The sequence below is a fragment of the Microcoleus sp. FACHB-SPT15 genome, assembly GCF_014849525.1.
Lineage (GTDB): Bacteria > Cyanobacteriota > Cyanobacteriia > Cyanobacteriales > Coleofasciculaceae > Symplocastrum > Symplocastrum torsivum.
Window position 1 is genome coordinate 1 of sequence record NZ_JACJNU010000004.1, and the last position, 17,242, is coordinate 17,242.

Genomic DNA, 17,242 nt, shown 5'->3' on the forward strand with positions numbered 1-17,242 from the left:
GCTATTGGCGCGATGGCTCCACTCCGACTCCATCCCGAACTCGGTTGTGAAACGTTGCTGCGGCGAAGATACTTTGGGGGTTGCCCCACGGGAAAATAGCTCGGTGCCAGGTCAATTCTCAGAAGAAAGCGCCCAGCTTTGCAAAGCTGGGCGCTTTGCTATAACCTCTTTAGTAGAAATCGCCTTAAATGCCCATCAGCTTATCAATTGTGAATGGTGCCGTCGGGCATGATTGCCCCACTCAAGATGGCATCTGCTAAATCTACCTCACTCAGGTCTATGCCTTTTAGAGTTGCCTCCGTTAGGTCGGCTCCCTGAAAATTAGCACCACTGAGATGGGCGTCACTTAAGTTCGCTCCTGTTAAGTTTGCCCCCCATAAATTAGCTCCTTCAAAATTCGCGCTTTCCAGGTTCGCCTCACTCAGGTTTGACCCCCAGAGGTCAGCTTGACTTAAGTCAGTTTGGCTCAGGTTTACCTTATTCAAGTCAACGCCACTCAGGTTAACTCCACTCAGATTTACTCCAACCAGCGATACACCAGGAGCCATGAAATATGCCCCCTGTTGAGCGGCGTCAAACCCTTGAGGAAATTGAGTCGCTTCATTGTAAATCGCTCCCTGAAGGATTGCCCCCTCAAGGGTCGCGTTTTGTAAGTCGATGCCAAATAGATTGACCTTACACAAGTCAGCTCCACTCAAATCCGCTTCACTCAAATTGACTCCTTGAAGTGACACGCCAGGAGCAATTAAGTGTGCTCCCTGTGCCGTTGGGTCAAACCCTTGAGGAAATTGAGTTGCTTCGTTGTAAATCGCTCCCTGAAGGTTTGTGTCCTCAAGTGTTGCTGTCTGAAGATTGACCCCAAACAAATTTGTCTTGCTCAAATCTGCTCCACTTAAATCTGCTCCCCGGAGGTCGGCTCTGTTTAGATTTATCCCAACTAATGACACCTCTGGAGCAATTAAGTATGCCCCCAGCTCAGTCGGATTAAACCCTTCAGGAAAGTGAGTGGTTTTGTTGTAAATCGCTCCTTGAAGGTTAACCTCGTGCAGGTTAGTGGTAGAGAGATTTGCTTCAAATAGGTTTGCTTGACTTAAATCGGCTCCACTCAAATCAGCTCCACTGAGTTCTGCACGCCAGAGGTCAGCACTCCTGAGTGACGCTCCTCTCAAGTCAGCTCCATTTAAGTCAGCTTCCCAGAGGTCAGCTCTACTCAAATTCGCTTTCCTCAGATTAGCTCTTTCAAGAGCGATTCCAAACAAATTTCCCTGACTCAGGTTGGCTTCCTCTAAATCGGCTTCCTCTAAATCGGCTCCACTGAGGTTGGCTCCACTGAGGTTCGCCCCTCGAAGTGACACAGCAGGAGCAATGAAGTATGCGCCTGCTGAAGGTAGGTCAAAATCTTCGGGAAATTGAGTTGTTTCGTCGTAGAGTGCCTCTTGAAGGTCTATCTCTACAAGAATTGCTGAGCGAAGATTGGCTCCAACTAGATTCGATTGTCTTAAATCCGCTTGGCTCAAATCCGCTTGGCTCAAATCCGCTTCACTCAAGGTCGCTTGCTTGAGATTGCAAGAGCGCAAGTTGGCACCCTTCAAGTTTGTTTTCCACAAGTCTGCATGACTCAAATCTGCACCACTTAGATTGGCGCAACTCAGGTCTACGCCACTGAGGTTTGCCCCAATGAGTAAACTTTGAGGTGCAATTAAATAAGCCCCTGCCTTGGTTGGGTCAAACTTTGCGGGGAACTGAGTGGCTTGGTTGTAGAGTGTGGCTTGTAGGTTTGCTCCTTGCAGAACGGTACTCTTCAAGTTAGCTTCACTCAGGTTCGCACCGCACAAAATGGCACGACTTAAGTTAGCCTCACTGAGGTTGGCTCCAAATAAATCAGCTCCACTGAGGTTGGTTCCTGTCAGAATTGCCCTACTCAGGTTGGCTCGCCAGAAGCTGACTCTCTTGAGGTCTATCTCACTAAGGTTGGCTTTACTCAAGTCGGTGCCACTAAAATCTCTTTCCCCTACTGTATATCGCTCCCGAAGTTCGTCAGCATCCATATCATTGACATTTGAAGATTTTTGATGGTTCTTTGGCTTATATTGCTTTGGCGCCTAAAGAGCGATTGGTTGCTCTCCTCCAAAATTATCTACTTTAACTTGCAAGTTGATGATCAATATAATTCTTGTGGGATGAACCGAAAAGCTCGCCCAGATTATGCAAATTAGATGCACAGTCGCTTAACAACCAGCAACTTCCCCCTCAAGTTGTGGAAGTTAGCGCTCTGTGTGCATTAGCTAATTGTTGAAGACACTTCAGGCTCTAAATCCCAGATTACATAACCTTTTTCGTTTTGTGTAATCACGGTTTTTTCAAGTTTGTCTCCTAACCTCGCCATGATTTCTAAAACATGTTCTTTTGTTTCCTCAGCACGGGAAAAGCTGTAGTATTGACCCTCAACGAGAATGGCAAATAAACGTCGTTCTAAATGGGGTACTTTAATTCGACAGGTTTGGTACAGAGTTCGTGATTCCAAGACTTTACTCAAGGCTAAGTCTTCCGCTTGGACGCAGGAAAAAGAGCCGACTTGCTCTTCGTCCTGCTGAAGTGACTGAGCTTCCTGAGGTGTTTGGGACAAATTCAGTTTATCGGAGAGCGTGGCGATCGCAATTTCTGGAGTGTCAGAGGCAACTGCTTGGCTTATTTCTGGAAAAACCAGTGGCGGAAGACCGAGATGAGCTGCATCAAAAGCGTGTTCAGACTCTTCAATAGCGATGTCAACGGCTTCGGTTATGGCATTAGGAGTTGTTAGAGATTGACGATTGAAGTCTTCATCTTTCAAGGAAAATTCGATCGCTGAAACTTCTGGTCGGTATTCTGGTCGGTCGAGTGCTTCTTGGCTCATGTCCTGTCCTAAAGCGGTTTGCTGGACACTTTGCCGTGACTCATCTTCCTCTTCTGAAGCACGGGCGGCGTGCCATCTCCGATGAACTTCAACGCAAGCTATCCCTGCGCCAACACTGACGACAATCGCAAATCCCACATAGGGAATCGCCACATCTTTATGTTCGCCATCAAAAATGGGTTGAATTTCACCGCTATAAATGGGTGGGATTTCAACAAGAACGGGTTCGGATTTGATTAAAGCAAACGGCACAGTCAACGTAGAAAAGACGGCACTGGAGACAAATACAGCGGGTAGTAAAACATTGCTAAGGGAGTAACTAGACATATTCAACGGCTCCAAGTCATGAAGCGTGGTAACTGGTGCGTAAGTGAACAACTGGAGTAGCGCACCCCCTGTAGTAACCAAAAACTTGCACTTGTCTCTCATATTCCGCACTCAATGCGGATTCACTCTCAATGATTGCTGCTGCTGGGAATTGAAAGCCTTTCTCAGTAGGTATTTTTAAGTGCGAAGTGCATTTGACTGACTGATTAAATTAATCGCTTTTTAAAGAGTCTAGCCTTTAAAGACCAGCGTGTTCAACGAGGTGTTCCTTGTGCCTCATCCCTCCAGATTTACGAGTACAGATGTATCTCAAAACTTCTTTGACTCGCATTGCTCCGGTAATTTTTGACAATCTTCATCGTTTTACTCCCTCGGCAAATCCGAGGAAAAAATTAGCCTGCCTGGTTAAAGAATCTGTATTGGTTTGAATGCAATCTACCTCAGAGGCAGCGCTTATGTGATCGCCTCTTACTTAACTGAAACTTTAAGCTCTGAGTCCTGTATGCGTGAGGGATTGCCCGATCTATGTAAATGAAGGGACTGTCATAACTCAAACCTAGCAGACTGAAAGCGTATGAACCTAAAAATCTTCCTAATTATCGCAACGCTCTTTTCTGCTGCCGCACTGCCGCTTGCTATCCGTCTATCAGTCGCTGAAAACATCACCCAGCCCCTAGTCGCTACGCCACTGCAAAAGTTTCAAAAAGCGATTCAACCCCTAAAAGCCAAGCGAGTAGACACAAAACAGATTCTAAAAACGAAGAGATGCACCGGATGTGACCTTCGGGATGTTGATTTGAGTGGTACTGACTTGAGCGGCGCTGACTTTAGAAACAGTGACCTCTCCGGCGCTAATCTCAAGGGTACTAAATTGAAAGATGCCAAAATGAGCGGTGCTCGTCTCAATAAGACAAACCTGACTCATACCGACTTAGATGGTGCTGATTTTCAAGGCAGTGACTTAAAAGGTGCTGACCTCAGTGAGGCGACTCTCCTGAATACCTCCTTGATTAATGCCGATTTAAGTACAGCAACTCTCCACCGTAGTGAACTTCGAGATGCTGACTTGACAGGAGCAAAGATCGAAAAAGCTAACCTAAGTAACGCGAGTTTATACGGCGCACACCTAACAGAAGCCAATCTCACAGGTACCAACTTCAGTAATGCTAACTTGCGTTACGCCAATCTCTACAAAGCGATCATGCGTGATACCAACCTCAAGGGAGCTGACTTGCGTATGGCAGTGATGCCGGATGGTTCAAGCCCTTATGGCACAACGGAGTACTAAGCGACCTATCTCAGAAGGATAAGCTGTGGGACAAGCATAGGGTACCTATTAGGGTACTTTCTAGAAAGGTTCCTGAAATTCGTAAAAATTCAGCGGTAGTTAAATTTATCACGCGCTCTTAACCTCCCAGAAACGCACTCTCACCAACCTCAACTGTTTGCGTAAGTTTTCAGAAGCCGGGAGATAAGTTATTACAGCAAGCGTGAGAAAAGCTGAGTTTTGTAAGAATTAACGGTTACACGAGAAAGATGAACGCTGAGATAATTCGGGCTGTGACTCCTCTATTCATAGCGACTATTGGTGGAGTAATTGGTGTTGCTGTTTTGTTTGCACCTAACACTAAAGATAACGATGCTAAATGGTCAGCCGCAATTGGGCTGGCGGGAACAGCGATTGCGGGTGCAGCAGGGCTTGCTCAGTCAACCAAGAATGAATCTAATATTTCAACGGGACAAAACGCACGAATCATACAAGGTCAAGACAACCCTGTGCAGCCATCAAACTAATGTAGGCAGCTCTAAGGAGGGAAAAGGACTATTTTCTCCTTTTCCCTGTCGGTTGATAGTGCTAATCAAATGTGCGATCGCTTTTCACTGCAAAAACTCAGCAGGTGAAAGCGGTGCATCCGTTCGGCGCTCTTTTGGGTTTTCGAGTTTTTTGGTATTCTCTGGTTCTGGTAGAAGTAGGTAGCGAGGACCCCAGCCCCCATTCACTTCCTCTTTTGGAGCGGGAAGTGTGGTTTGTCCGGTTGGTAAGGCAATCGGTAAAACTTGGCTAGCTTGGACATAGCGCTCACCATCAGATGTGTTGCGGACAATGTTGCTGACAAGCTTGATGCCTTTCTTCTCTAGTAGTGGCTCTAGTTCTGACAAAGAATCCGTCGGTGCGAGGGTAGCAAGGAATGTTACGTCAGGCTCTGGAGCGAGTGAGAGTCCAAGTTTTGCTTGCTCCAGTTGCCATGCTTCTTTAAACTGACCATCGGGTGCGACTTTCCAAAGGTTTAGAGTTGCCTGCCATTTCCCGTCCTTTACCTCGGCATCTTGATAAGCCAGAATTGAATAGGTCGGATTTTGGTTGAGGCTGGCAGAGAGCGACTCTGAGGAGCGCAAATAGCGAATTGCTGCGACTGTAAGGCGACTCTCGTCTGGCAAATTGGTGCTTCCTGCTACGGTGTAGACTCCTGAACGACTTGATGGTGTCACACGGATTTGAAAATTTGCGTCAGTTAAGAAGTTGGGTAAGAGAACCGGGAATTGTGGTGCTTTTAAGCCAACTTGAGAGCATCCCGTACTCAACATTAACAGGAGGACGAAGCTCACTAACCCTCGACCCAGAAACCAAGCGGGTATAGAGAAGACTTTCTTGAGAAAAAGATGGCAAGACAAAATAATCATGGAAGACCGTTAAATGGATTGACAACTTGAGTGACAAATTGGGTAGATAAAAACTACCTAATAGCTAAGAATTCAGATGTTATAGAAGTAACCACGAAGGTTAGGACATTAAGGGGAGAAGAGCGTTCCTTAATTAGAGCAGATTTGACCCAAAGCTGACCGCTGATTGCTGAGTGCTGATTGCTAGAAGTTTATTGAAGGTTTGAGGGATGCTATGTTCTCTATCTCCAAACTTTAATACTTCAACGTCAATAGAAGCCAAGATTTCTCCCAAGATACTTTTGTGGAATGGTGACAACTGGCTAAGGTCTTCTGCACAAGGTAAGTTGCTGACCTGAAAAACTCTTGAAACTCTTACTTTGTCAGACATTAATTACTGATAAAGGGGACTATCTTGCCTGATGAACCGAGTTGACGATGCTTTCCCTTGAGTAACGTGCAGAGTGTCTAAGAGGGGATGCCTCAAAAGAAGCTCCTGTATCTATAATGCGATAGTAGAAATATGAGGTCAATCTTCGGTGAGTTGATGTAATACATCTGTTGGACGTAACCGACAGAATCAGTAATTTCTCGATTGAAAGAAGTTCTGATTTTTGGCGCGATCGCGTTGTGTCAGTTAGCTCTTGATGTGTAATACAACAAAAAAAATCTCTCCTCAATTGCTAGATTGAAGTTTTCCTAGTCTGACGTAGAGAGTAAAAATACAACCTGAGGTCTAAATGTCTTCGATATAACTCGCTCTACTTATCTCTCCTCTTGTGTAAAACGGCTTCTGCCTTGCCTTTCTAGGGTTTCCCTTTTGCTATTCTTCTTCTGAGCTATTCAGGAATCAGCATGATTATTGTAAATTCGTTAAACTTTATTGTTTCTTTATACTTCTCCAATGTTTTTTCATTAACTCTTTAAATAATTGAGTTAAAAAGTAAGAGGTAGCAAAAAAAATACTGGAATCTGTAGTTTCTTTTACCGGAACAAACTAGTAGTAAAAAACGTCTAGTATTCAGTAAAAGTTACTTGATTAATTCTATGAGTTTGACTAAAATTCATAGCTTAATTGCAAATAAATTACTAAGGTAGTTCTGTTTAAAGAGTGGCAGAGTATTTGCCATTAGTTAACAGCCAACTTGGTGACATAGTAGGATAGAGGGTGTTTCTGCGGGGTGTGCTTTTCAAGATACTTGCAGAAATTAACGGATTTTTAGGGATTGCAATACGAGGTAATTTTAGAGCAGTTGAAGCTATTTAGCTTAATGACTTCTGCTTTTTAATGCCACTTTATCTATTGTTGTAAATCTCTTTGCACAAGACTACATTGAATAAATTGAAGCTAGATAAATAACTAGGTGAATAAACGTTATTTTGCCTAATTCTAGGCTGAATATTATGAATTTTTTCTTTAGTTATCCCTTGTAGCTAAGCAAGAAAAATTTTGTGTTTTTTTTTAACTGGATTATCAAATCCTGGTTAATTAGCAACAATTGCGAAAAAAATCCGGAGGCTCTTTTACCGCCTTGAAAAATAAAACTATCGACAGTTTTGCTGCTCAATTACGCCTATCGGCAACTGCGGTGCTCATGAGAGACATAAATCGAAAAGCTAGTGATACTGATAAGCCAATAACAAATGCCATACGGCATTCTATTTGGCTAAGTTACCTATTATCCTTGGGAACCATTTCAGCCGGAGGGCTATCAATCTTTTCCGTTGCTGCAATCCTGGACACCAAACCCGCTCAAGCTGACATTAAAGAGCCATCTAGCAACGTCACAGACAATGCTGACAAATTCGATAGGCTGAACCTTAATGTTTCCGATGCCTCAGTGGCATTGACTCCAAAGGCTGACGCGGCTGGAGAATTTAATTTTGCTCCCCACGTACCCGCTCAACCGCAACCCAGCGCTAGGGTAGTTGTTAACACTACACCGATAGCGCTAGCGCGCCCGCCAAGGGCGATCGCAAACTCCTTATCCTTTGTATCGGCTGAAACGGTAGACAACGGTAACTTTCACTTCTCAGTTCCGGCACCAGATAAGCTAAACCCTGTTCAACCCGCTGATGTCCCTTCGCCGCCTGTTGTTTTACCAACGCAGAACTCAGTTGAGGGCGATTTTCAAGCGCAAGTGGCTGTAACAGAAGCTTCCTCTACAGTTGAGGTAGCGAGTACCGCCTCTCCCATGACTGCTGATTCAACGCAGAACTCAGTTGAGGGTAATTCCTCAGAACAAGTGGCTGCAACAGAGGAATCTCCGGCAGTTGAGTTAGCCGATGCACCCTTGCAAACGAGTAGCGAACCAACGCTGAACTCGGTTGAAGGTGATTCTCAACAACAAGTAGCTACAGAAGAAGAATCTCCTACGGTTAAGTTAGCGACTACACCTTCACCGACAGCTAGTGACTCCACTGTTTATAGAGGAACAGGTGGCGCGTCGCTACTAGGAGATAACCTTCAGGCACAAACAACTGTAGATGACGAACAAGAGTCACCCACACTCCGAGAAAGTCCTACGTCAGAACTTGACCCGTTGGCGCCCACACTGCGGCTTCAAGGGCTTTATGTGAATCAAGATGGCTCATCAGCACGGGCGCGGGTGACAGGAATTTACCCCTTTTCTACCAATGCGCTGGTGGGTGGCACGGTTGATTTAACTGCTGGAGATGACTTTTCGGATTCGCAAGTTGGGTCATTAAGTATCAATGAGCTGTATTTTACAGGTTCGCTTCCGAGTCTCCCCAATCTCCGCTTAACCGTCGGGCAAGTGGATTTGACATCTTATTTTGACCGCAATAGCTTTGCAAAAGATGTCGGAACCCATTTCTTTAACCCTGTATTTCAGACGAATCCTGCCCTTGCCGCTGCGGGAATTGGTCCTCGTCCGGCAGCGCTGTTGAACTGGAATATCACAGATAATGTCGAGGCGAAAGTTGCTGCTTTTTCTTCGTCTCGGAACCTGAGCGATTTTGCCATTGATGCGTTTGCAGGTGAACTCGGTTTCCGGGTTGGCAATGCCATTATCCGGGGAACATTCGCCTCAGATCGCGATGCGGGACGAGATGGCTTCCAGGAAATTTTTGGAATTGACCGAGGCAATGGTGTCTTTGGTCCTGAATCAGGCGATCGCGAAAACGCTTTCGGACTGAATGCGGAATATTTTATCCCGCAAATCAACATGGGGCTATTTGCGCGTTACGGTCACTACGAAAATACGGAACTGGACGAGGGAGCAGATACCTACAGCGTGGGACTGAACTTCTTAGACCTATTTATGCCCGATGACCGACTAGGCTTTGGTTATGGACGCAATTTATCCAACGATGAACTGCGCCGTGACAATGACGACAAAGTACCCGATGTCTGGGAGTTGTTCTATGATGTCCGGCTTTCCCCGAATTTCCGGGCAGGTGCGACCCTGCAAGCACGAGACGAGTTCTCCGATTTTGTCGCGGGGTTCCGGGTAAGAGCTGATTTTGATCTTCTTGGGAGGCTATTTCGATGAATAGATGCAAGCCTTTGGCCGGTGAGGGACTTCTTGCTAGAGACAAGAGGAAGGATTCCATCCTTGTTTCTCGCTTTGTTCTTCAAGCCGCACGGCTAACACCTCCCGCCTCAACTCGACTGGGTAGCAGGAATTTCCGGCGAGCGCTAAGTTTACTTTGCCTCTTTTTCGGCTTAGCTGGCGGACTGACCGTTGCACCGATTGATTTAGTCGTCCCGGCGGCGCAAGCACAAAGCGTGCCAGCCGCAGTCCGTCAGGCACAATCACTACTCCAACGAGGATTGGTGAATGATGCGATTAGAGCCTTTCAACAAGCCCTGCGTAGTTCTCCCAACTCCTTGGATGCCAAGTTAGGTCTCGCCCAAGCCTATCAAAAAGCGGGTCAAGACGCTGAAGCTTGGACAGCTTATCAACGAGTGCTAGAACAAGACCCCAATAATACACCGGCACTCCAAGCGGTAGGTGTATTGGGTGGCTATCGCCCCGAATGGCAAGCGCGGGGGATTGAAGCACTAACGACGTTGTTAAACCAGAATCCAAACGACAACCAATCCCGCGCCCAACGTGCTTTATTGTTGGGCTACCAAGGGCGTTATGCAGAGTCGTTAGCGGATTATCAAATTGTCTTGCAAGCGAATCCTTCACCCGACACCATCCTTGGTGCTGCCCAAATTTATACCTATAGTGGCGATTACGAGCAAGGATTGGCTCTCTTTAATCGTTACCAAGGGACAGGGAAAGCGATTCCCAACAACGCGCTGACGGCTTACGCCCAAGCACTTCGAGAGACGGGTAATGTCTCTCAGGCAATCCAAATCCTAGAGAATCAGCTTCGGCAGTCCAAGAAGCTTGATGCCGCAGAAATTGAGATTCGCTCCTCACTTGCCCAAGCGTATCAAGCGAATCAACAACTCTCCCAAGCGTTGGCTGTCCTAGAACCTTTACGAGGTAGACCAGAGGCGGCATTGCCTTTAGCACGGGCGCTGACAACGATTGGTCGGCGTGAGAGCAACACACAACTGTATCAGGAAGGCGCTGCGCTGTACCGTCAGGTTCTCGCTTCAACGTCCCAACCTCCACAGTCTTTAGTCAGAGAAGTGGCGGATGTCCTGAGTGAGTTGCCTTCGGAACGTGCGGCAGCGCTTTCGTTGTATCAACAGCTAACGGCTGTGCAGCCGAATGACCAGAGCTTGTTGGTGAAGCAACTGGTGTTGGAAAATCAACTGGGTCGGATTTCTCAATCTGAATTTCAGCAACGTTTCCTTGCTGCTGTGCAACCGCTACCGAGCGATTCGGCTCAATTGCGATCGCTTGCTCTTGCTATACTACCCCTCGACCCACCTGACCCAGCACTGCTCCCTGTTTACCAGAGTTTGCTAGACGCTGGCGTGGACGTTCCGTTCTTGAATTTCCGTGTCGCTCAAATCCTCTTAGAACGTAATGAGCTTGAAGCGGCAAAGCAAGCTTTGGCGGCTTACAGTGCTACGTCCATTGGAGCCTCTGACCTAACAACAGAGTTATTGCTGGCTGAGATTGACCGTCGCCAGGGGAATTTAGAAGCAAGTGCTTCTAGGTATGAGTCCTTAATTAATGGCAATCCTAGCGATACCCTGCTCAATAGCGCCCTACGGGGGTTAGCGGGAATTCGACTGGCGCAGGGTCGTGCGGATGATGCGATCGCACTTTACGATGAACTAATTCGTCGTAATCCTGATGATTTAGTCGCTACCTTGGGACGTGCCACGATTGCTTACCAAGCTCAACGCATTTCTCAGGAAGAAGCCGAAGCCGTTCTCGAACGCTGGCTTTCCACCCAACCTGCAACGAATACACCCCAAGAGTTGCTCAATCTTGTAGGAACTCTGCCTCCGTCGGCTGAACGAGAAGCACTGTATGAAGCACTGCTTGCTATTGAACCGGAGAACATCCCAGTACAACTGCGACGGCTTCAAGTACTCGCTACTCGTGACCCCGAACTGGCAAAAGCCCAGGTGCAAGAGTTGATTAACCGCAATCCCGACAACCTGGGTGCGTACTTCGTTCAGGGAGAATTAGCGCAAGCGCTGGAGGATTTTGAACTCGCAACCCTTGCTTACGAGGCAATTTTGGCACGGCAGCCGGATAACACCGATGCGCTCACGGCGCTTGCTGGCGTGCGTTTTCAACAAAAGCAATTTGCGGCTGCCAATGAGCTTTATCAGCGGGTACTCGAACTGAAGCCCAATGATTTAGTGGTACGCCGTGCTTTGGCGGAACTGGAGGTTGCTCAAGACCAGCCTTTCATCGCGCTTGAACGGTTCAGACAACTGCAACAGGAGCAATCAACTAACCCAGAGTTGGTTAACCGCATTGAGAGATTGGAAGTGGATATCCTGAAACGGCGAGGTTTCCAGCCTTACTGGGAACGGTACTAAAGCCAGGTGAGAGGGGAAAAGTCGGGGTTATTTTCCTTTGCCCTTTTCCCCTTCCCCTATCTCCTAATCTCCTTTGTTAAGAGACATTAAGCGGCATTCATAAAGGAAATATAAAAGCGAAATTAACCACTGATGTGACCTTCTCTCGGTTTTAGGGGGAACCGAAAACGACCTTAACCCGCTTCTCAAGGGAGGTTGAGCGAATGGATTTTTTTAGAAATGACCGAAATCGCGCCTTCTTCGTTCCGATTTTGTGGCTTTATGAGGATGTACAATTTTTTTCATTAATAAAGCGCCTTTGTGACTTGCATTACTGACATAGACAGATAGCGATCGCATCCCAACGGTTGCGAAGTCACTTAGCAAAACCCAGTAATCCCCGATAGTAAAAGTATTGATTTTCAAGACAGCATGATGCTAGCCCAAGCCTCTCTTTCACCATCTCCCATCGAGCCGACTCTTGAGCAAATTCTCACGTCTCGAAAAATTACCCCTAAAGAGCAGCGTTGGTTAATATCACTGTGCTTCAAGGGTTCTCTGAGTTATCAACAAGAACATTTAATTAATCAGGTTTACGAAGCCCTACGCAATGGGTGGCTTGCTGTTGTTAAGTAAAATTTCATTTGTCGTCAGAGACGCAAAAGCCACCGAGAGCTGTTCTCAGTGGCTTTGCTTTAACTCGGATTATTGAGTGTCGGAATAACAATTTTTATAGCTTAGAAGAGAAAAACTAGATATAGCAATCAGCTTTGGGTCAAATCGGCTCTAGCTCAGGAACGCAAGCTCTTGCTAATGTCCTAACATTTGTGGCGACAGCTATAGAAGTAAATATTTACTTTAGAAAACCTAGAGGCTGTCAATTCCTAATTGGTTAAGCAGGTCATTAAGTTCGCGCTTGCTCATCTGATCTAAATGTTCGTGGGTAAAGGTGTAGGTAGTCCCACGAATTTGACATTGAATGGCAATAGTTTTATTTCCCTCGCGCACGATAGATCCAAAATTTGCTTCTTGAACTTTGAAAGTTAGAAACTTATCAGGCTTGTACTGGAGAGAGATTATTGTGTTTGAAAGGCTTTGTAATTTTTGGTAAAAATTTTCTGCCGCGACCGAATGAAAGTCAGTTTTGGTTGGGAGTGGGAGAGCGATGGATAACAGCATAATTTTTAATTTAGTAGTCTAGGCTACAACATCTTCTTTATTTAGTTTGTCCTCTTTTGCTTCGATATGTGTAGGCTAAGTGGCGTAGATTTCCTCCGTAAATCTACTTAAATATTTGCGGAGAATTCTATTGGCATAAGGTTTTTCCTTGTGCCATGCGCCTGAATGCGAGTGACTCAGGTAGTCAGGCTCTTTTGTCTGTGACTTGTTTTGGTATGGCTTGAGTCACCTAGTGATCGCATCTCATTGGTTCTCTTGGTCGTCGGCAAGTGCCAAGATGAGTAGGGTGGGCAATGCCCAGCCTATAGCCAACTAATTCTTCTTCTAAATCATTATTAAAATAACTAGTAAAAATTTTCCTGATGTCCTATAGTCAATTCTCCCTCTCAGAAGTCCAAGAGCTATTTAACTTGAGTATCACAGAAGGAGTGGGGATATTTGCTGGTTTACCATCGACTCCAATCAGTGATTACTTACAGGAAACACTAAATTACAATATCTCTTTAGCTCTAGCCATAAACTCGGAAAAAGCTAGGTCAGAACTGATAATTGCTCCAGTTTTGGTCGAACTTAAGAAGCTTACGGGTTATGGATTGTTTTCTGGAGTGGAATTTAATGTTGACCCAAGTCAGGGCTTGGTGGGTTATGTGGATTTTCTAGTTAGCCGAGATCCAGAGCAGCTATTTGTCAAAGCGCCAGTTGTCACAATAGTTGAAGCCAAGAAGGAAGATATCAATAATGGGTTAGGGCAGTGTGTCGCAACGTTGGTAGCGGCACAAATCTTTAATGAGCGCAAAGGATTGATCATTCCTGAGTTATTGGGAACTGTAACCACTGGCAGTGCCTGGAAATTCCTTAAGCTCTCTGGCAAGTCTTTGTCTATTGATTTGGACGAGTACACGATTAAGGATGCACCGAAGATTTTGGGGATTTTGTCGGCGGTTCTAGCCTAGTGAAACCTTTAATTGAAGATGCGATCGCGTTTCATCACATGGCTCATTGATTCTCTTGTTCATTGGGAAGTACCAATAATAATAGGGTGGGCATTGCCCACCCTACTGCTCTAGTGCTACTTCTTTATCGCGTCAATCTTAGAAGTTTGGACGTGAGCTAGTTGTCGATTCAAATTGCATATAGGGAACAGCCCAAATGCTTTCTACTTCTCGGCTTTCCCATTTTGAATATGAGCATTTTGAATGGCTTATACTCAAGCGTGTTTCGAGCCGTCTGGCATGGTAACTTTTTCCAGGTCAGCTCCTGTCAGGTTAGTTCCGGTCAGGTCAGCTCCCTTCAGGTCAGCTTTCTCCAGGTCAGCTCCTGTCAAATTGGCTTGTGAGAGGTTAGCTATCCCTAGATTGGCTTTCTCCAAGTCAGCTCCTGTTAGGTCAGCTCCTGTCAGGTTGGCTCTTGTCAAGTTAGCTCTCTCTAGGTCAGCTCCCACCAGGTTTGCTCCTGTTAGGTCGGCATCAGATAGGTCGCAATCTTTGCAGTTGTTGGTTGATAGCAACTCGTTCAAAGAAGCTTGATTAAAAGCGTAAGCCGGAGCTGTTGCTAATCCGAAGAAAACCGAAACGACCGCGACGACTAGTACAAAAAACCGTTTCATGCGACACACTCCTTATCTGGTTGGTTTATGAAGGCTTAACCTCACTATAGGGAGCTGGTTTAATCAGAACAAACGTTATTTTTTTTGTAATTGATAAATAGAAGTGATTACAAAGAGATTGAAGATGCGATCGCCTTTCATCACATCGTTCATTGGAAAGCGGGTGAAAGCGGCTTGAGGTCAATATCGCTTCTTGGGTTGATATAGCGGTTCTCAGTTGTGCGCGGTACAGTTTTAACCTCTCTCAAAACCTCTCTCCTACTCTTGAGAGAGGCTTTGAAATTAGCCCCCTTCCCTTGTAGGGAAGGGGGTTGGGGGTTAGGTCAGATTGTACTCAATCTCAACTGTTAAGGGTAAAGGTGAATTAGTGGCGATGTAAGTAGGGTGGGTTAGGCGTAGCCGTAACCCACCAGATGCCCGTTATCCGATTGATATCTGCTCTAATTTTTATTAGATGAGTTGTCCGTGATAGGTGAAGATAGGGGCGGCTTACGCCCATCAATCAATACCTGACCGCCCTCAAGCCCCAGCTTGATTTCGATGAGACCATCGAACCCACGGAATATTGCTGTCGTTGCAACTCCTCCCAAAACAAGGCTTATGAGGATCATCTTTGAGATTTTTCTAGGCGGTGGAGGGGTCTTCTTTCCTGCGTCTGATTTGCCCAAATCAAGTGAGTCAGAATCTGGCTTGTCTGCTAAATTATGATGACAGCTTGGTTTTCTCTTGGAATTTGGTTTAATAGCCATGAGGAAATCTCCTTGGTTCTAAAGTTCTAAGGACATATGTTCTAAGGACATATTGGGAGCCGATCCTACTTGGGAGTTGTACAGGCTGACCAAGTAGGTTCTGACTTCCATTCTCAGTATTTCCACTACAGTTTTTTGTGGGATACCACGCACTTCAACAGAGCTTCTTCCTAGGTAAGAATAATAAGCTTGTAGTTCATGAGGTAGTTAGCTGCAAGACATATACAGCAAAGTACTTTGGCATTCTCGCTAAAGCTCTCGAACCATAGTAAAAGTCTGTTGTCCTTATGCTGCCTGACTAGTAAAACACTACATTTTCCAAGTGGTCAAGAGTTGTAGCTTAATTTTGCAAGATTTGCACAACGTGCATAAGGGGATTTAGGGGGATCTCCGGGTATTTAGTGGTATCTCCGAGTTAAACAACACGTCTTAACGCAAACCCAACCCGATCGCACTTTTCCCCAAATCGGGTTATTATCTTCCGTAACTAAATAAAAAAACGCGCCCCGGCTAGGTGCTTGCGACACCCGCCCAGGACGACTTCCCCTCCCATGTTTACCCCATGAAAGGAGCCATTTTATAGTGTCAGAAAATCGCCAAAACCGCCAGTGCGTAAGCATTCCAGCCGATTGGAGCTTACCAAAATTTCACCTAGCTACCCAAGTCCAGACAACCACCGTCATCTGCAACACCACACGCATCCAGACCGGTGAAATAGTCGGACTAGAATACACCAAACCCGACAGTTACCAAGTGCGATGGCAAGGCATCAAAGCAGGCTGGAGTTACATCATCAAAGTTGACCCAGACGACCCTTGGTATCGAGAAGAGCAAACCCTCTACGTCGAAGAATCAAACATCCGCGACCTGACAACAGCCGCCTAATACACCCCTACACTTGCCCCTGCCGCCCGTAGGGGCATAGTCATTTGAGGGCAAATCAAAACAAGACCCCTCCCCCAGCCCCTCCCCGAAACGGAGAGGGGAGCAAGATTCCCCTTTCCTCCCAAAGCACACAACAGGAGGAATCTTTCTTGCTCCCCCTTCCCTCGCAGGGAAGGGGGCTGGGGGGTTAGGTCTCTTCAACCCATCAAGGAGAAACCATGACCATCTGGACGAAAAAACACACAACATTCAGCGTACAGAACCGACTCACCCCCACCGCCAGAGAACTTTGGCAATGGCTACTCGACGAAATCCCCGAAGGAAGCAGCGAAATCATCGACCTTCGCGACTTCAACAAATGGGTCAAAAAAACACGCGGATTTCCCCATGACCCCAAAACCGTAAAAAGTGCCGCCAAACAACTAAGAGATGCAGGCGTACTCATCCACCCCAAAAGCTACACCGCCTACGTCTGGCGCTGGACACTCAAATCCATCAACTTACTGCTCTTCCCCATTTCTCGCCCTACGAAAAAAAAATCGGCTTTAGCACCGCAAATTCCTGATTTAGACCCCTCAAACCCAGAATCACCCGTTGACGAGGCTATAACAACAACAACAGTTTTAGAAGATAGCGAAACCGACGACTTTACCCAAAAATTAGACGCTTGCAAAAAAGCCGGAATTTACTACGAACCCAAAGATGCCAAATTTCTGCGTAGTTTTTCCTTACAAGAAGTACTCAAAGCCATTCTCTACTTCCTATTCAACCGCGACGGAGTCCGTAAACCCGAAGGCTGGTTCAAAGTCTGTCTAGAAGACAACTGGGCAGCAAAAGAAGAAGAACGGCACCAACACCGCCTCCAGTGGTCTACTCAAGGCTTATTTGACGCGATTCGCCACTGCAATAACATGATTAGCGCAATATAACTACCATGGATCAAGAGGAGTCAGAGGACTTTCAACGAGTAAGCTCTCTCCGGATTAAGTCATCTCGCCGTTGTATCAAGTAAGAGGCATCCATGACATCGTCAA

15 protein-coding genes and 1 rRNA gene are annotated in these 17,242 nt (G+C 46.2%); 9 read left to right on the forward strand and 7 right to left on the reverse strand.

What is annotated here, in order from left to right; translation table 11 throughout:
• A 5S ribosomal RNA gene (rrf, locus tag H6F98_RS00545) occupies positions 1-112 on the forward strand; the annotation flags it as partial.
• Between the two features lie 91 nt (positions 113-203).
• Here rrf and H6F98_RS00550 read toward each other — a convergent pair.
• Positions 204-2,048 carry a pentapeptide repeat-containing protein gene (locus tag H6F98_RS00550; protein WP_192216728.1) on the reverse strand — a complete coding sequence of 615 codons (1,845 nt, stop codon included), beginning with the start codon at positions 2,046-2,048 and terminating at the stop codon, positions 204-206.
• Between the two features lie 233 nt (positions 2,049-2,281).
• Positions 2,282-3,220 carry a TetR family transcriptional regulator gene (locus H6F98_RS00555; RefSeq protein WP_192216729.1) on the reverse strand — a complete coding sequence of 313 codons (939 nt, stop codon included), beginning with the start codon at positions 3,218-3,220 and terminating at the stop codon, positions 2,282-2,284.
• 574 nt (positions 3,221-3,794) lie between these two features.
• Between H6F98_RS00555 and H6F98_RS00560 the strand changes: the two genes are divergently transcribed.
• Together H6F98_RS00560 and H6F98_RS00565 are read left to right on the forward strand one after the other, a co-directional pair.
• Entirely contained in the window at positions 3,795-4,508 is a 714-nt protein-coding gene (locus H6F98_RS00560) for a pentapeptide repeat-containing protein (protein ID WP_192216730.1), read from the forward strand.
• Between the two features lie 248 nt (positions 4,509-4,756).
• Positions 4,757-5,014 (forward strand): hypothetical protein, encoded by a 258-nt coding sequence (locus H6F98_RS00565; RefSeq protein ID WP_192216731.1) that lies wholly within the window; start codon positions 4,757-4,759, stop codon positions 5,012-5,014.
• Positions 5,015-5,098: 84 nt separating this feature from the next.
• On the opposite strand, the gene H6F98_RS00570 is transcribed toward H6F98_RS00565, so the two are convergent.
• Both H6F98_RS00570 and H6F98_RS00575 read right to left on the reverse strand, forming a co-directional pair.
• Positions 5,099-5,902, reverse strand: coding sequence for a hypothetical protein (locus H6F98_RS00570; RefSeq protein ID WP_192216732.1), 804 nt, complete (start codon positions 5,900-5,902; stop codon positions 5,099-5,101).
• A gap of 133 nt (positions 5,903-6,035) precedes the next feature.
• On the reverse strand, positions 6,036-6,272 hold the full coding sequence (locus tag H6F98_RS00575; protein ID WP_192216733.1) for a hypothetical protein: 237 nt from the start codon (positions 6,270-6,272) through the stop codon (positions 6,036-6,038).
• Between the two features lie 1,204 nt (positions 6,273-7,476).
• Here H6F98_RS00575 and H6F98_RS00580 point away from each other — a divergent pair.
• The 3 genes from H6F98_RS00580 to H6F98_RS00590 all read left to right on the forward strand — a co-directional run bounded on the left by H6F98_RS00580 (position 7,477) and on the right by H6F98_RS00590 (position 12,425).
• Positions 7,477-9,396 (forward strand): carbohydrate porin, encoded by a 1,920-nt coding sequence (locus H6F98_RS00580; RefSeq protein WP_192216734.1) that lies wholly within the window; start codon positions 7,477-7,479, stop codon positions 9,394-9,396.
• A complete protein-coding gene (locus tag H6F98_RS00585; protein ID WP_192216735.1) occupies positions 9,393-11,810 on the forward strand; it encodes a tetratricopeptide repeat protein in 2,418 nt (805 codons plus the stop codon). The genes H6F98_RS00580 and H6F98_RS00585 overlap by 4 nt, the downstream gene beginning before the upstream one ends.
• 411 nt (positions 11,811-12,221) lie before the next feature.
• Positions 12,222-12,425, forward strand: a complete 204-nt coding sequence (locus H6F98_RS00590) for a hypothetical protein (RefSeq protein WP_242058255.1) — start codon at positions 12,222-12,224, stop codon at positions 12,423-12,425.
• A 231-nt stretch (positions 12,426-12,656) separates the two neighbouring features.
• Here H6F98_RS00590 and H6F98_RS00595 read toward each other — a convergent pair whose 3' ends face one another.
• Entirely contained in the window at positions 12,657-12,968 is a 312-nt protein-coding gene (locus H6F98_RS00595) for a hypothetical protein (protein WP_192216736.1), read from the reverse strand.
• A 362-nt stretch (positions 12,969-13,330) separates the two neighbouring features.
• On the opposite strand from H6F98_RS00595, the gene H6F98_RS00600 reads away from it, so the two are divergent.
• The gene (locus tag H6F98_RS00600; protein ID WP_192216737.1) at positions 13,331-13,921 is read left to right on the forward strand and encodes a hypothetical protein; all 591 of its coding nucleotides are present in this window, start codon (positions 13,331-13,333) and stop codon (positions 13,919-13,921) included.
• Between the two features lie 254 nt (positions 13,922-14,175).
• Here the strand turns inward: H6F98_RS00600 and H6F98_RS33860 are convergent, their stop codons facing one another.
• Together H6F98_RS33860 and H6F98_RS00610 are read right to left on the reverse strand one after the other, a co-directional pair.
• On the reverse strand, positions 14,176-14,574 hold the full coding sequence (locus H6F98_RS33860; protein ID WP_192216738.1) for a pentapeptide repeat-containing protein: 399 nt from the start codon (positions 14,572-14,574) through the stop codon (positions 14,176-14,178).
• A 440-nt stretch (positions 14,575-15,014) separates the two neighbouring features.
• Positions 15,015-15,323: a hypothetical protein gene (locus H6F98_RS00610; protein WP_192216739.1), complete on the reverse strand. Its 309-nt coding sequence runs from the start codon at positions 15,321-15,323 to the stop codon at positions 15,015-15,017.
• Positions 15,324-15,905: 582 nt separating this feature from the next.
• On the opposite strand from H6F98_RS00610, the gene H6F98_RS00615 reads away from it, so the two are divergent.
• Entirely contained in the window at positions 15,906-16,208 is a 303-nt protein-coding gene (locus tag H6F98_RS00615; protein ID WP_192216740.1) for a hypothetical protein, read from the forward strand.
• A 218-nt stretch (positions 16,209-16,426) separates the two neighbouring features.
• A complete protein-coding gene (locus H6F98_RS00620; RefSeq protein ID WP_192216741.1) occupies positions 16,427-17,137 on the forward strand; it encodes a hypothetical protein in 711 nt (236 codons plus the stop codon).
• The last annotated feature ends 105 nt before the right edge of the window (positions 17,138-17,242 follow it).